Annotated in this window: 8 protein-coding genes; 3 read left to right on the forward strand and 5 right to left on the reverse strand. The window is 73.0% G+C overall.

Annotation, left to right across the window (positions count from 1 at the left end):
• Window positions 1-8: 8 nt before the first annotated feature.
• From ACIBTX_RS25320 to ACIBTX_RS25330, 3 genes are all read right to left on the reverse strand, one after another.
• A complete protein-coding gene (locus ACIBTX_RS25320; RefSeq protein WP_396833088.1) occupies window positions 9-6,641 on the reverse strand; it encodes a condensation domain-containing protein in 6,633 nt (2,210 codons plus the stop codon).
• The gene (locus tag ACIBTX_RS25325) at window positions 6,638-7,453 is read right to left on the reverse strand and encodes a thioesterase II family protein (protein ID WP_396833089.1); all 816 of its coding nucleotides are present in this window, start codon (window positions 7,451-7,453) and stop codon (window positions 6,638-6,640) included. Before ACIBTX_RS25325 ends, ACIBTX_RS25320 begins: the two co-directional genes overlap by 4 nt.
• 616 nt (window positions 7,454-8,069) lie before the next feature.
• Window positions 8,070-9,011, reverse strand: a complete 942-nt coding sequence (locus ACIBTX_RS25330; RefSeq protein WP_357125654.1) for an NmrA family NAD(P)-binding protein — start codon at window positions 9,009-9,011, stop codon at window positions 8,070-8,072.
• A 66-nt stretch (window positions 9,012-9,077) separates the two neighbouring features.
• On the opposite strand from ACIBTX_RS25330, the gene ACIBTX_RS25335 reads away from it, so the two are divergent.
• Window positions 9,078-9,689, forward strand: a complete 612-nt coding sequence (locus ACIBTX_RS25335) for a TetR family transcriptional regulator (protein ID WP_357125721.1) — start codon at window positions 9,078-9,080, stop codon at window positions 9,687-9,689.
• A 113-nt stretch (window positions 9,690-9,802) separates the two neighbouring features.
• Here ACIBTX_RS25335 and ACIBTX_RS25340 read toward each other — a convergent pair whose 3' ends face one another.
• Entirely contained in the window at window positions 9,803-10,411 is a 609-nt protein-coding gene (locus ACIBTX_RS25340) for a class I SAM-dependent methyltransferase (protein ID WP_396833090.1), read from the reverse strand.
• Window positions 10,412-10,534: 123 nt separating this feature from the next.
• On the opposite strand from ACIBTX_RS25340, the gene ACIBTX_RS25345 reads away from it, so the two are divergent.
• Together ACIBTX_RS25345 and ACIBTX_RS25350 are read left to right on the forward strand one after the other, a co-directional pair.
• Entirely contained in the window at window positions 10,535-11,128 is a 594-nt protein-coding gene (locus ACIBTX_RS25345; protein WP_357169266.1) for a hypothetical protein, read from the forward strand.
• 150 nt (window positions 11,129-11,278) lie between these two features.
• Complete coding sequence (locus tag ACIBTX_RS25350; protein ID WP_396833091.1) at window positions 11,279-15,202, forward strand: ThuA domain-containing protein; 3,924 nt, start codon at window positions 11,279-11,281, stop codon at window positions 15,200-15,202.
• Window positions 15,203-15,259: 57 nt separating this feature from the next.
• On the opposite strand, the gene ACIBTX_RS25355 is transcribed toward ACIBTX_RS25350, so the two are convergent.
• Window positions 15,260-15,724 (reverse strand): septum formation initiator, encoded by a 465-nt coding sequence (locus ACIBTX_RS25355; RefSeq protein WP_357125666.1) that lies wholly within the window; start codon window positions 15,722-15,724, stop codon window positions 15,260-15,262.
• Between the last annotated feature and the right edge of the window lie 58 nt (window positions 15,725-15,782).

The following is a 15,782-nucleotide window of genomic DNA, read 5'->3' on the forward strand; positions in this document are numbered from 1 at the left end:
GTCTCCTCCTACTGCCGTGGCGGTTGCCCGGGGCGTCCGGCCAGGCGCAACAGGCCTTGTCGGATGCCGTCGAGCAGGTTCTGGGCGGTCTCCGGCCGGAAGGCCGGAGTGGCATAGCTCAGATCGACGCGCAGCGTGGGGCCGGTGAGCGACCCCGTCACGTCGAAGGGGAAGGGCCAGTGCCCGTCGGGGTCCTCGGTCGGTCCGAACGGCGCCGCGCAGACGTCGAGGAGCTGGTTGGCCGGGGCGACGTCGTCGAAGCCGTACCCGCCCATGTAGTTGACCGCCACCATCGGCGCGGCGGTGGCGGCCAGCCGGGCGCGCACCTCGTCGTCCGGGCAGAGGTGACGCAGCAGCGCGTAGCCGATGCCGTTGTCCGGAACCCGGCCGAGCTGGCGGATCACCGAGCGGACCGAGCGGGTCGCGTCGGCGGTCGCGGGCAGCTCCAGGCGCAACGGGTAGAGCACCTGGAACCAGCCCGTCGTACGGCTCACGTCGACGTCGTCGAAGAGCGGTTCCCGGCCGTGGCCGGTCGTGGCGACGGTGACCGCGCCGCCGGTACGCCCCGCGACGGTGTCCACCACCGCCCACACGAGCAGGTCCCGCACGCTGGCGCGCAGTCGACGGGCGGCGGCGTGCAGTCCCCGGGTCGCGGCCTCGTCCAGGGTCACGGTGGCCAGGCCCAGGTCACCGAGGCGGAACGGCGTGGCGGACGGCTCGTCGGCCAACCGGGACAGCACCCCCTCGTCGGCCTGGGCCAGCCAGAACGGCACCTGCTCGCGCAGTTCCGGCGAACCCGCGTACCCGGCCAGTCGCCGCGCCCAGTCCCGGTACGACGTGGTCTTGGCCGGCAGCGTCGGCTCGACACCACGTTCGAGCTGGTCGCAGAGCGTCTCCAGATCAGCCAGCAGGACCCCCCGGGAGACCGCGTCGACGACGAGATGGTGGTTGACGAGCAGCAGCCGGTCGGGCAGTTCCGGGCCGAGCCGGAAGTGCGCCACCCGGGCCAGCGGGCCGGATTCGAGGTCCAACGCGGTCTGCGCCTCGGCGCAGTGGGCCTCGACCGCCGCCTTCCGCTCGTCGACGGCGAGCCCGGTCAGGTCGTGGCTGACGAACGGCACGGCGTCGGCCGGGTCGCCGTGGCGCTGACGCCAGCTCCCGTCCGCCTGCCGGGTCAGGCGCAGCCGCAGCGCGTCGTGCTGGGCCACCAGCCGACGTACCGCCTCGCGGACCAGGCCGACCGGGAGCGGCCGGGCCAGCTCGAGGTAGTAGGGGTGGTTGAACAGGGCGGGCCGACCCATGCAGGGGGCGATGACGTCGGTGAACCAGCGCTGCGCGCCGGTCAGCGGGGCGTCGCCGTGCACCTCGCCCTGCTCGGCGTTCGGCGTCGCGGTGGCCTCCCCGAGGCTGGCGGCCAGCTCGGCCACCGTGGGGTGGCGGACGAGCTGTCGCGGGGTGAGGTGGATGTCGGCGGCCGCGCAGCGGGCCACGAGCTGCATCGCGAGCAGCGAGTCGCCGCCGGAGGCGAAGAAGTCGTCGGTGATGCCGAGCTGGTTGGTCCGCAGCAGCTCCGACCAGATCGCCACGAGCTGGCGTTCCCGGTCGGTGCGCGGCGCGGCGGCGGCCCGGTCGGCCGAGCGCCGGTACCCGTCGGCGACCGCGCCGCGCACCGCCGCCGCATCGGCCAACTCGGAGGCGACCTCGGCCAGCAGGCCGGCGGGGATCCGGTCGACGGGCGCGTTCCCGTCCACGGTGGTCCCGGCGTCGAGCGACCAGAGACCCCGTAGCAGCTCCACCGGCCCGACCCGCTCGTCGACGGGCAGCGCCGGGACGTCCGGCGGCGCGGGTGTGCTGGCCGGATGCAGGAGCAGGGTGGCCGCGTCGGTGGGAGGCGTCGGGGCGTACCCGATGATCCCGGCGGTGACCAGCGCGGACAGCTCGGCGCGCTGCGGCGTCGTGGTGAGCAGCACCTCGCGCCCGGCGCGGGCCTGGGCGGCGAGCAGCCGTGCCAGCTCCGCCTGCCGGTGCGCCGGGCCGGCCGGCACGACCAGCCGGCGCAGCGCGGGATGCCGCACCGCCCGCCGCACCAGCAGCGTCGCGGTGACCGCCGCCAGCTCCGGCGACCAGGCGTCGCCGGGCAGCTCCGGCACCCGGTAGCGCCGCGCCCACGCCGCCACGGAGACGACGTCGACGTCCGGCCGGGCCTGGGCCAGCCGCGCGGTCAGCTCCGCGAAGACGGCGGTGTACGGCGACGTCCGGTACGGCGGCGACGGCGGGCAGATGGCGATCGTCAGCGCCGCCACGCTGTGCGCCCGGTGCACGTCCAGCGCCGCCAGCAGCTCGGCGAGGAAGTCGCGCAGCCCGACGATGCCCGCCGCGAGCGGGCCGGGTGTGAGCCGGTCCTCCCAGCGCAGGACCAGCGCGTTGCGGTCGCGCCGGCCGGTCGCCAGGCCGGCGGCCGGGTCGCGCAGCAGCCGCAGCAGCGCGCCGGGCGCGAGCTGTTCGAGGGTGTGCGGCAGGTTGAGCAGCCCGGCCCAGAAGCGGACGGCCTGGGCAAGCCGCGGAACCTCGACGGTGCCGCCGACCACCAGCCGGGGCGCGGGCGGTGTCGACCGCCGCGAGACGGGCGCACGTCGACCCGCGCCGATCGGCGTGTCCGGTCGACGCACCCCGTCGTCGAGCACCTTCGCCAGCCCGGTCAACAGCCGGACCATCCGCTCCGGGGTGAACAGGTCGGCCCGGTACGCCAGGTCGGCGTGCAGGTCGTCGCCCTGCCAGGTGACGCTGAGGAAGAGGTCGAAGTCGACACCGACGCTCGGCACCTCGACCGGCGTGGCGGTCAGCCCGGCGAACTCCGGCAGCTCGTCGGCGCCGTCGAGGACGTTGAGCACGCACTGGAACAGCGGGTGGTACGCGGCCTGCCGGGGTAGCCGCAGCGCCTCCACGATGGTCGCGAACGGCAGCCCCTGGTGCCGGTACGCCTCCCGGGCCGTGCGGTGGGCCCGGGTCACGAGCTGCCGGAACGTGGGCCGTCCCGCCACGTCCATCCGCAACGGCAGCAGGTCGGCGAAGCACCCGATCAGCGGTGCGAGTTCGGCGCGTTCCCGGCCGGCGGTGGGCGTGCCGAGCACCAGGTCCGGTTGCCCGCTCTCGGTGTGCAGCAGGGCCGCGAAACCGGCCAGCAGGACGGCGAACGGGGTGACCCCCTCGGCCCGGGCCAGCTCCCGCACGGCCGCGCCGAGCCCGACGCCCAGCCGCTGGGCCTGGTACCCGGCGACGTCCGAGCGCTCGTCGGGGCGGGGCTGGTCGGTGGGCAGGTCCAGCAGCGGCGGCGCGTCGGCCAGCCGCTTGCGCCAGTACGTCAGGTGCGGCTCGACGGCGGCCGACGCCAGCCAGTCGCGCTGGTGTCGGGCGTGGTCGGTGAACTGCACGGGCAGCGGCGGCAGTGGCCGGTCGACGCCGGTGGCGTGGTGGGCGTACCGGGCGGCGAGCTCGTCGAGCAGGATGCTCCACGAGGTGTTGTCACAGACGATGTGGTGCATGCCGAGCAGCAGGTGCCAGCGCTGGTCGGGCAGCCGCAGCAGGCGGGCCCGCACCAGCGGGCCGGTCCCCAGGTCGTACCGGTGCGCGGCCAGCTCGGCGGCCGCCCGGCGCAGCGCACGGGCGTGCTTCGCCGCCGGCAGCGCGGTCAGATCCAGCGTCTCCAGCCACGGGTCGACGTGCGGGTGCACGACGGGTTCGGGTTCGCCGTCACGGCCCCGGAAGGTGGTCCGCAGCACCTCGTGTCGGGCCAGCACGTCCTCGAACGCCCGGCGCAGCGAGGTCGTGTCGAGGTCGCCGCGCAGCTCGACGGCGGCCGTGGTGTTGTGCCGTACCACGTCGTCGCCGAGCTGGTCGAGCGCCCAGAGCCGTTCCTGCGCCGACGACGCCACGGCCGGCGTACCCGCCGGGGCGGGGGTGAGCGGGGCGAGCGCGGTGGCGTCCTCATCGGCGTCCAGCACGGCGGCGAGCCCGGCCACCGTCGGGTTGGTGAACAGGGTGTAGAGCGACACCTCCCGGCCGAACTCGGCCTGTACCTGCGACAGCAGCCCGGTGGCGAGCAGCGAGTGTCCACCGAGGCCGAAGAAGTCGCTCGTCACGCCGACCTGTTCGACGCCGAGCGCGGCGGCCCAGAGGCCGGCGAGCCGCTCCTCGGTGGCGGTGCGCGGCGCGACCACCTCGCCGTCGTCCGTCGTGGCGGCGCGCGCCGGACGGCTCCGCTCGGCGACCGCCGCGGCGGTGCTCAGCTCCTCGACGACGTACGCGGCCCGCTCCGATCCGATCGTCGTGCACAGCTCATTCGGGCCGGCGCTCGCCAGCGGCGGGTCCAGCGCCCAGACGTGGGCGAGCTGCCGGCGCAGGTCCGCTGCGCCGGTGGGCACGGCCAACGCCAGCACGCCCGGGTATGCGCCGCGCAGCGCCGCCACGGCCTGCGGGTCGGTGTCCAGGACCATCGTGGTGGCCGGATCGGCGGCGGCCAGCGCCTCCGCCGTGTACGCCCGCACCTCGTGACCGGGCAGCGCGTCGGCGAGCCGGTCGAGCGGCAACCGCTCGTCGTCGACGAGCACGAGGCGGCGTGGCTGGCCGGCGAGCCGCCGCAGCTCACGCAGCACGATCGTGCCCAGCGCCGCGAAGTACTCGCCCGTGTACGGCACATGGCCCAACTCGTCCGCGCGCTCGTCGCTGATCTCGCTCACCGGGTAGGCGCTGACGTGGTCGGCGGCCCAGGCCGCGTGGACCCCCGGCGTACGGGCGGCCAACGCGGCCAGCCGGTCGTCGAGGCGGCCGGACCGCTCGCCGAGCCGGTCGGCGGCGCGCGGCGACGCGGGGGACACCACAAGCAGCAGTGGTGCGTCGGTCCGCCGTCGGTACGCCGCCACCGCCGCGTCGAGGTCGTCCATCGCCGCGTCGAGGGCCGCGTCCCCGGCCGTGTGGTCCTGGCGGCGCAACCAGTCCTCGAAGCGCAGCAGGCAGACCGTGGCGTCGGCCGTCGGCCCGGCCAGCAGGTGGGCCACCTGCTGGCCGTACCCGACCAGCTCCACCGACGCGGGTACGCGCAGGAAGCGCAGCCAGAACTCCACCGGGTCGCGCAGCGGGTCCACGGTGAAGGTGGCCGCCAGGGCGATCCGGTGCCGGCGCAGGCCGGGCACCTGCGACAACGGGCGGTCCGGGTCGTCCGCCATGGCGCGGAGCAGCTCCGGCAGCCGGCCCACGGTCGCGGCGATCGTCTCGTCGAGGTACAGGTCGGCGTTGAAGTCGACCGCGCCGTCGATCCGGTCACCCTCGACGGTCAGGCTGACGAAAAGGTCGAAGTCGGTGAGCCCGCTCTCCGCCGGCACCGGACGGAACGTCGCACCGGCCGCCTGCCGCTGCCGTACGCCGCCGTCGGTCATGGTCGCCAGCACCTGGAAGAGCGGGTTCACGCTGGGATCGCGGACCGGGCGGACCTCCTCCACCACCCGCGCGTACGGGGCCTCCTGGTGGGCGTACGCCTCGCTCACCGTCCGGTGCACCCGGCGGACGAGGTCGCGGACGCTCGGGTCACCGGTGGTGTCCACGCGCAGCACCAGCATGGTGGCGAAGCAGCCGATCAGCGGCTCCAGATCGGTGCTCGCCCGGCCGGCGGCGGGCATCCCGAGCAGCAGGTCGTCCTGGCCGGTGGCCTGGCGCAGCAGGGCGGTCAGCCCGGCGAGGACCACCGCGTTGACGGTGGCTCCGGCGCGGCGGGCCAACCCGCCGAGGGCGTCGGTCAGCTCGGCGTCGACGGTGAACGGCAGGCTCCGGCCCCGGTGGGTCTGCACCGGCGGCCGGGGCCGGTCCGGCGGCAGCGTGGACCGGGCCGGCGCCGAGGCGAGTCGTTCCCGCCAGTGCGCCAGGTGACCCGCCAGCTCCCGCTCGGCCTCCGGCCGGCGGCGGGCGGCGACGTGCGCGACGAACCGGGTGGGCAGCGTGGGCAACCCGGCCGGGGCGTCCCCGGCGAACTCGCCGTACCAGCGCACCAGCTCCTCGACGAACACACCCGCCGACCAGGCGTCGAAGACGATGTGGTGCGCGGTCACCAGCAACAGGTGCTCGTGGTCCGCGAGGGCGACCAGCCGGGCCGCGAGCAGGGGCCCGCTGGTCAGGTCGAAGCGGACCGCCGCGTGCGCCGCGATCTCCCGCTCGGCCGCCGCCTCCCGCTCCCACGCGGGGAGCCCGGTCAGGTCGAGCAGCGGCAACGGCAGCTCCAGCGCGTCCGACACCCGCTGGGTGACGACGCCGTCGACGGTCGCGAAGACGACCCGCAGCGCGTCGTGCCGGGCCACCACCGCGTTGACCGCCCGGTGCAGCGCCGCGACGTCGAGCGGACCGGTGATCCGCTCGGCGAAGGGCACGTTGTAGACCGGCGTGCCGGGCTCCAACCGGTCCAGGAACCAGAGCTGCTCCTGGGTGAAGGAGAGCGGGTAGGCCGCCGTCGCGGGCGTCGGTGTCGGATCGGCGCGACCGGCGCGGGCCTGGCCGGCTTGGCTCTGGCCGGCGCGGCTCTGGCGCAGCCGCAGGGCCAGCAGCTCCCGCTGCTCGGGGGTGAGGTCGGCGAGGTCCGGGTGCAGGTCCTGGGTCATCGGGTGGCCCCTTCGACGTACGCGCGGTCGGCGGCCAGCCCGCCGTCGAGCAGGCGGGACAGCGGGGGAGGCGTGTCGTGCAGGTAGAGGTGGCCTCCGGGGACGACGGTCAGCGAGAAACCGGCCGCGGTGCAGGCCGCCCAGCCGGCCACCTCGTCCGGGGCGACCAGGGGATCGTCGGCGGCCGCCACCGCGTCCACGGGCAGCGGCAGCGGCGGCACGGTCGTCGGGCGGTAGGACGCGACCACGCTCAGGTCGGCCCGCACGGTCGGCAGGATCAGTTCCAGCAGACCGGGGTCGGTGAGCACCTCGTCGGGTATCCCGCCGAGGTCGTGCAGCCAGCGGGTCAGCGCCGCGTCGTCGAGGCGGTGTGCCGTGCCGAGCGGCGCGGCGTCGCGCGGCGGACGGGCCGCCGAGACCACCAGCCGCTGTGGTACCGGGCCGCCCCGGGCGACCAGGCGGGCCGCCACCTCGTACCCGATCAGGCCACCCATGCTGTGCCCGAAGATCGCGAACGGCGTCGGCACCCGCGCGACGATCGCGTCGACAAGCGGCGTCGCCACCTCGTCCATCGTGCTCAGCGGCGGGTCGGCCAGCCGACGCTCACGGCCGGGCAACTGCGCGGCCCACACCTCCACGTCGTCGCCCAGCAGCGCGGCCCACGGCCGGTACGCGCCGCCGCCGGCACCGGCGTACGGGAGGCACACGAGCCGCAGCCGGGCGGCCGGGCGGGGCGCGACGCAGGTCAGCCAGGCGGTGAGGTCGGCCGCGCGGGCGGCGGTCGTCGGCGGGGATACGGGTGGTGTCGCCATGCCCGCACACGTTAGGAACGGGCCGTGAGAGCGGTCTTAGCGTCGGCTGAGGGTTCCTGGCGGTGTCCGCTGCGCGCGACGCGTGAGGTGGATTTGAACGTCAACGAATACGGCGGCAACGAGAAGCGGGCAGGGCTTCAGAACCTCGCTCGCGGCCTGGCCGTCAACTGCGCCGACCGCAACAACCCCCCCGATCCAAGAGGCGGCAAGAACAGCCGAGCGACTACGACTCAGCGTCCAATCTGGTCGGCTGTGCGCCCTCGACCCTCCGCCACAGCCTACGAAGGCTGACCTGACGGGTACCTGGTGCGGATCCTCCGGCGACCGGATCGATCTGCGCGAGGACGGGTCGGCGCGGCTGGACGCGATCTCGGACGCCTACCTCTTTCACGTCGTCAGGGCCTCCGGGTGACGTGGACCGACGAATACATCTGGCGCACCTACTTCGACGGCCGCCGGCCCGCTTCCGGTCAGCCACGATGGCAACGTGTTCGAGCTGTTGGCCCTCGACGGGATGCCGGACGAGGGATGGTCGAGCCGCTTCGCCCCCTGCGCCGAGCCGCCAGTGGAACGAGAAATCCGCCGTTCGGTACTGGTCAGCTGACGTCGAGGGTGGTCAGGGGTTCCGTGGGTGGGGATGCTCGGTGAAGGCGGTGGCGTGGTCCGTGACCCACTGGCGGAACGTTCGCGGTGGTGTTCCGAGGATGTCGAATATCGTGGACGTGATGTATGCCGGGTGTCCCGTCGTGGCGTCCCACGCGGCGAGGAGCATGTCCACTGCCGCGCGCGCGGCTTCCGGAGTCTCGCGCCGGAAGTCGTCGGGCGACAGTTCCTCGAACGCGATCGGGCGCCCCAGCGTGTCACCGATGATGCTTACCTGTTGAGCTTGACTGAGTGATTCGGGGCCGGTCAGGACGTAGTCACCGCCAGCGTGCCCGTCCTCGTACAGGGTGCGCGCGACGACCTCGGCCACATCTCGGTCGTCAACGGGGGCTGTCTCGGCCGCGCCGTACGGCCACCGGACCACGCCGTTGCCACGGATGGCGGCGGCCCACCAGAGGAGGGCGTTCGACGCGAACATCCCTGGTCGGATGATCGTCGAGTCGAGCCCGGCGGCCGAGATGAGCCGCTCGATCTCCGCGTGCAACGCCGCCATCGGGTTCGGTTGCTGGAAGAACGGGTGCGGGGTCTGGTGTGGTGCGGACAGGTAGACGACCCGCTGCGCCTGGGCGGCCAGCCGGTCCACGACCGCCGCCGCGGTCTGCGCCGGAGCGGTCCAGACCAGGAAGACCGTGCTGACGGCGTGCAGTGCGTCGTCGAGCGATTCGGGCACGGTGAGATCGCCGGTGACGATCTCGACGTTGGCGGGCAGTGTCGCCGCCGTCTCGGAGCGGCGCACGAGGGCACGGACCGGCACACCCGCATCGGTCAGCAGATCGACGACGCTGCGCCCGATGCGGCCGGTCGCCCCAGTGACAAGTACCGGAGGTCCTCCTAGTGGTGTCGCGGCGACCTCGCCCTGGTTGACGGAGTGCTTCGGGGTGTCTACCTGTTCCATGGCTTCCATGAAACCGTTACCGAGTTAAAAAAGCAACTCGGTAACGAATGTTAGTCTGACACGGTGATGGAGCCTGTCGGGCTACGCGCCCGCAAGAAGCTGCGTACGCGGGACGCGATCGCCGACGCGGCGATCTCGCTGTTCCTGGCGCGCGGGTTCGAGCAGGTATCGGTCTCCGACATCGCCGTCGCGGCCGAGGTGTCGAAACCGACCCTCTTCCGCTACTTCGCCACCAAGGAAGACCTGGTCCTGCACCGTTTCGCGGACCACAACGGCGAGGCCGCACGTGTGGTGCGCGACCGTCGGCCCGACATCGCGCCGATGACAGCCCTGCACCGGCATTTCCGAGCCGGTCTCGATCGCTTCGAGCCGGTCACCGGCCTCAATGATCATCCCGAGGTGGTGGCGTTTCATCGGCTGGTGTTCACCACCCCGAGCCTGGCGGGACGGCTCACGCAGTACCTGCTCGACGATGAGGAGGCGCTGGCTGCGGCCCTCGGCCCGGGCATCGACGCCCTACTGCAGGCCGCCCAGGTGATCGCGGTTCACCGCGTCCTGGCCCGGACCAACTGGCAGAGGATCGCCGATGGGCGAACCGCACACGACGTGCAACCCGAGGCGATCGCCGACGCAGACCGAGCCTTCGCCCAACTGCGCCATGGAACGGGCGTCTCCTAGCCCGCCGCGCAGCGGCACACAGAACAGCCCCGCAATGCGTCCAGGCGGCTGGCCGACCGGCGATCCGGTCGCCTCGCCGCATTTCCCGACACGGCTGAGGAGGCGCCGTACGCTCACCCGTCGATGGTGACCGCCGCGATGGCGAAGTGCGGCCGATGGGCGCCACCGTCGGGGCGCTCCAAACGCTCGACCTCGGTGAAGCCGGCGCGCGCCAGCCGCGCGGCGATCTCGTCGACCGGCCAACGGTAGGCGGTCATGACCTTGTGGTCGAAGGCGTCGACCTCGTCGCCGGAGAAGAGGCCCAGCACCAACCTCCCGGACGGGGCCAGGGCACGCCGGAACGTGGTCAGCACGCCGTCGAGGCGCTCCGGCGGCAGGTGGATCAGTGAGTACCAGGCCAGGATGCCGGCGACGGAGTGGTCGGCCACGTCGAGGTCGCCCAACGACCCGAGGCGGTAGTTGCCGCTCGGATACGTCGCACGGGCGTGGGCGACGAACTCGGGGACCACGTCGATGCCCGTGGCGTCGACGCCCCACGACCGCAGGTAGTCGGTGAGGTGGCCGGGGCCGCAACCCAGGTCGAGCACCTTCCCGGGTCGACCCGCCAGGTGCCGGCAGATGAGGGCGAGGTCGTCGGGGTCGACCTGCTCACGCGTGCCGAACAGTTCGATGTAGAGATCCGCGACCGAGGCGTACGCCTGCCGTACCCGTTCCATGCTCACCGCGCGACTATAGAGACCACCGGGATCAGGGTTGCTCGGTGGAAGACCTGAGGCGGAAACCGGGGCCGTACCGGGGCTGCGCCCGGAGGCTGGACGGGTGTGGACGGCCAGATGATGGTGATCATGAGACGCGCCGCATTCTTCGTGATCACCGGTCCGGCCTGCATCGTGGGCTACGGGCTCGTCCGCCTGTGGGGTAGGTCCGACGGGACGTATGGTCCCGGGTTCGACTGGCAGGCCGCGCACCTGGTCGGCCTCGCCGGCATGGTGTTGTTCGTGCCGGTGGTGCTGGCGCTGGCCGGCCTGCTACGCCCCGGTCCGTGGCGTACGTCGGTCGTGGCCGTCACGCTGGTCGGGCTCGCCGCCACGATGGTGCAGTTCGGCGCCGACATCGTCGAGGGTCTGCTGGCCGCCGACCGGGCGGAGATGTCGGCGCTCGGCGCGGACTTCAAGGACGTGCCCGGCGTCGAGGTGCTGTTCTACGACGTCGTACCGCAGTTGTTCTTCCTCGGTCTGCTCGTCCTCGCGGGCATGCTCGCGGCGCACCGGCGGCTGCCCTGGTGGAGCGTGGCCCTGCTGCTCGTCGGCATCGTCCTACCGGCCGTCACGCTCGACCTGCTGCCGCTCGGCGGCCTGTGCATGGCGGTGGCGCTCGCGCCGACGCTGCCGGCCCTGCGCCGGGACGACGCGCGGGACCGCGCGGAAACCGTAATCTGATCTTTCTTGCCGCAGTCGCCCTGACCTGCCGAGATAACGCTCTCTCGGATAGTGCGGAAGTCCTTGACGAGGTGGTAATCGACCCGTAACGATGCATGCACACCACCACCGGCGTGATCGGCGCACGTCGTCCCGCGAAAGGACCAATCCGTGCGCAGATCCCCGAGAGCATGGCTCGGCGCTGTGTTGAGCGCGATCCTCGTCTTGGGCGGCGTCGTCGCCACGCCACCCGCGGCCAGCGCCGCCCCGTTCACCGTCCTGGTCTTCAGCAAGACCGCCGGATTCCGGCACGGCTCGATCACCCCCGGCATCACGGCGATCCAGCAACTCGGCGCGGCCAACGGCTTCACCGTCGAGGCCACCGAGGACGCCGGCCAGTTCACCGACGCCAACCTGGCCCGGTTCGCGGCGGTGATCTGGCTGTCCACCACCGGTGACGTGCTCAACGCCACCCAGCAGGCGGCCTTCGAGCGCTACATCACGGCCGGCGGCGGGTACGTGGGCGTGCACTCCGCCTCCGACACCGAGTACGACTGGCCCTGGTACGGCGGGCTCGTCGGCGCGTACTTCGCCTCGCACCCGGCCGAGCAGACCGCCACCGTGACGGTCGCCGACCAGGTGCACCCGTCCACCAAGGGGCTGCCGCAGCGGTGGAGCCGCTTCGACGAGCTGTACAACTACCGCGCCAACCCCCGGGGCGCCGTGCACGTGCTGGCCACCCTCGACGAGAGCACCTACACCGGCGGCAGCATGGGGTACGACCACCCGATCTCCTGGTGCCAGAACTACTCCGGCGGCCGGGCCTGGTACACCGGCCTCGGCCACACCGACGCCTCGTACACCGACGCGGCCTTCCGGCAGCACCTGCTCGGCGGCATCCAGACCGCCGCCGGGGCGGTCACCGCCGACTGCGGCCCGACGGTCACCACGGGATTCCAGCAGGTTGCGCTGGCCAAGGGCGCGGCCGAGACCGGCGAGCCGATGAGCCTGACCGTCCTGCCCGACCGGGGTGTGCTGCACACCTCCCGCGACGGCGTCATCCGGCACACCGACGCCGCCGGCAACACCAAGGTCGCCGGCACCCTCGCCGTCTACAGCGGCGACGAGGAGGGGCTCCAGGGCATCAAGGCCGACCCCAACTTCGCCACCAACCGCTGGGTGTACGCGTACTACGCGCCCCCGTTGAGCACCCCCGGGGGCGGGGCGCCGGCCACCGGCACGCCGGCCGACTTCGCCGTCTGGGACGGGGTCAACCGGTTGTCCCGCTTCACCGTGAACGCCGACAACACCATCAACCTGGCCAGCGAGACCCTGATCCTCAACGTGCCCACCAGCCGGGGCATGTGCTGCCACGTCGGCGGCGACATGGACTTCGACGCGGCCGGCAACCTCTACCTGTCCACCGGGGACGACACCAACCCGTTCGACTCGGCCGGCTTCACCCCGATCGACGAGCGGTCCGGCCGCAACCCGGCCTTCGACGCGCAGCGCACGGCCGGCAACAGCAACGACCTGCGCGGCAAGGTGCTGCGCATCAAGCCGAGCGCGGCGGGCGGCTACACCATCCCGGCCGGGAACATGTTCGCGCCCGGCACGGCCCGGACCCGCCCGGAGATCTACGCCATGGGCTTCCGCAACCCGTTCCGGATGAGCGTGGACAAGGCCACCGGCATCGTCTACCTCGGTGACTACGGACCCGACGCGGGCACCGCCGACCCGAACCGGGGTCCGGCGGGCAACGTCGAGTTCGCCCGGATCGACCGGCCCGGCTTCTACGGCTGGCCGTACTGCACCGCCCGCAACGACGCCTACAACGACTACACCTTCCCGTCCGGGCCGTCCGGGGCGAAGTTCAACTGCGCCGGCGGGCCCGTCAACAACTCGCCCAACAACACCGGCATCACCCAGCTCCCGCCGGCGATCCCGGCCTGGCTGCCGTACGGCGGTTCCGGCTCGCCGCCCGAGTTCACCGGCGGTGGCCTGTCGCCGATGGCCGGCCCGGTCTACCGGTACGACCCGAACAACACCTCGCCCGTGGCGTTCCCCCAGTACTACGACGGCACCTTCTTCGCAGGCGAGTTCGGCCGCCGCTGGATCAAGAACGTCAAGCTCGACTCCAGCGGTCAGCCACTGAAGATCAACCCGTTCCCGTGGACCGGCACCCAGGTCATGGACATGGAGTTCGGCCCGGACGGCGCGCTCTACGTGCTCGACTACGGCACCGGCTGGTTCAACGGCGACGCCAACTCGGCGCTCTACCGCATCGAATACGCCCGCGGCGGCCGCGCGCCCGTGCCGAAGGTCACCGCCACCCCCACCAGCGGCACCGCGCCGCTGACCGTGGCCTTCTCCTCGGCCGGCACCCTCGACCCGGACGGTGACCCGTTCACCTACGCCTGGGACTTCGACAACAACGGCACCACCGACTCGACCGCCGCGAACCCCAGCTTCACGTACACCACCAACGGCACCCGCAGCCCGACGCTGACCGTGCGGGACACCACCGGCAAGACCGCCACCGCGAGCGTGGTCGTCACCGTCGGCAACAGCGCCCCGGTGGTCACCGTGAACACCCCGTTGAACGGGCAGACCTTCACCTTCGGAGACGCGATCCCGTTCTCCGTCACGGTCACCGACGCCCAGGACGGCACCATCAACTGCGCCCGGGTCAAGGTGAACTACGTCCTCGGGCACGACTCGCACGGCCACCAGCTCGCCAGCGCGCAGGGCTGCACCGGGGTCATCCAGACCTCGGCCGACGGCGAGCACGACACCGCGGCGAACATCTTCGGCATCATCGACGCCGAGTACACCGACCTGGGCGGAGGCGGCCAGCCGGCGCTGACCACGCACACCCAGGCGGTGCTGCAACCCCGCATCCGCCAGGCCGAGCACTTCGGTGACTCGTCCGGCGTCCAGATCGTCGCCGGGGCGGCCGGGCACGGCGGTGCCGCCGTCGGCTACATCGACAACAACGACTGGATCTCGTTCCGTCCGTACAACCTGACCGGCATCCAGTCGTTCAGCGCCCGGGTCGGCGCGCCGGCCGGCGGCGACGGGACGCTGGAGCTGCGCGTCGACTCACCCACCGGGCAGTTGGTCGGCTCGGCGACCGTCACCTCCACCGGCGGGTACGCCAACTTCGCCACGGTCACCGGCGGGGTCACCGCGCCGACCGGCACCCGCACCCTGTACCTGGTCTTCAAGGGTGCCGGGCCGTGGTTCGACATCGACGAGTTCACCCTCTCCACCAGCCCCGGCGGTCCCGGCCCGGACCCGGACCCGGATCCCGGCACGGGCACCAACCTGGCCAGGGGCAAGCCGGCGCGGGCCTCCAGCTTCGAGGGCGCCTTCGTCGCGGCCAACGCGTTCGACGGTGTGGCCGGCACCCGCTGGGGCAGCGCCTTCGGTGACCCACAGTGGATCGACGTGGACCTGGGCGCGACGTACGCCCTCAGCCGGGTCAAGCTGACCTGGGAGGCCGCGTACGGCAGCGCGTACCAGATCCAGACCTCGACCGACGGCGTCACCTTCACCACGATCCGCACGGTGACCGGCGGCGACGGAGGGGTGGACGACCTGACCGGGCTCACCGGCTCCGGCCGGTACGTCCGGCTCCTCGGCACCGGCCGCGGCACGGCCTGGGGCTACTCGCTCTACGAGTTCGAGGTGTACGGCGGCACCGGCACCCCGACCGGCGGCAACCTGCTGCTGAACAAGCCGACGACGACGTCCAGCAGCGAGGGGGCCGACGTGACCGGCGCGCAGGCCGTCGACGGCAACCTCGCCACCCGCTGGTCGAGCGCGTTCTCCGACCCGCAGTGGATCCGCGTCGACCTGGGCAGCCCGACCGCGATCGGACGGGTCAAGCTGGCCTGGGAGGCGGCGTACAGCAGCGCGTACCAGATCCAGACCTCCAACGACGGCACCACCTGGACCACCGTGAAGACGGTGACCGGCGCCGACGAGCACAGCGGCCTCGGCGCGAACGGCCGCTACCTGCGCATCTACGGCACGGCCCGGGGGACCGGCTACGGCCATTCCCTCTGGGAGGTGGAGGCGTACACGAGCTGAACCACCACCACGACGTGGCCGGCACGGTTCTCCGTGCCGGCCACGCCGCTGGCTCCGTCAGTCGTCGGCGACGGCCACCGGTTCGGTGCCGATGCAGCGGACCTTCAACTCGTGCCGTCCGGCCGAACCCTCGAACGTGACCTCGACGTCGTCGTCCGGGCCCCGGTCCACCTCGTGCACCCGGTAACCCTGCGCGGGCGCCCACGACACCAGGCGTACCCCGTCGGGGCCGCACTCGGCCACGGCCGTGCCGCCGCCGGTGGCGAAACTCCGGCGGACCCCGGCGCTCGCGCTCGGTGCGGCGCTCGCCGTGGACGGCCCGCCCGGCGCGGCGCCCACGGTGCCACTCGGCCCCGGCTCCGGCGCGGCGAGCGCCCGCTCGATCTCCGCCTCGCTGCGCACCCCGCCCGGCGTGCCGGTGATGCTCTCACCCACCAGCCGGATCGCGCCCAACCCGATCAGGGTCGCCACGGCGACGGTGGCCACCCACCCGGCGGCGACGAGGACCGAACGACGGCTCATGCCACCGACTATCCCCGATCCACGGTTGTCGCCGGCACATCCGGAGACTAAGGCACGG

This window comes from Micromonospora sp. NPDC049359, assembly GCF_044466585.1.
Classification (GTDB): domain Bacteria; phylum Actinomycetota; class Actinomycetes; order Mycobacteriales; family Micromonosporaceae; genus Micromonospora.

Excerpts from the sequence above, each read along its gene's own strand:
- ACIBTX_RS25330 (WP_357125654.1), bottom strand. The coding sequence starts at position 9,011 with ATGGAACAGGTAGACACCCCGAAGCACTCCGTCAACCAGGGCGAGGTC.
- ACIBTX_RS25325 (WP_396833089.1), bottom strand. The coding sequence starts at position 7,453 with ATGGCGACACCACCCGTATCCCCGCCGACGACCGCCGCCCGCGCGGCC.
- ACIBTX_RS25345 (WP_357169266.1), top strand. The coding sequence starts at position 10,535 with ATGAGACGCGCCGCATTCTTCGTGATCACCGGTCCGGCCTGCATCGTG.
- ACIBTX_RS25335 (WP_357125721.1), top strand. The coding sequence starts at position 9,078 with ATGGAGCCTGTCGGGCTACGCGCCCGCAAGAAGCTGCGTACGCGGGAC.
- ACIBTX_RS25320 (WP_396833088.1), bottom strand. The coding sequence starts at position 6,641 with ATGACCCAGGACCTGCACCCGGACCTCGCCGACCTCACCCCCGAGCAG.
- ACIBTX_RS25355 (WP_357125666.1), bottom strand. The coding sequence starts at position 15,724 with ATGAGCCGTCGTTCGGTCCTCGTCGCCGCCGGGTGGGTGGCCACCGTC.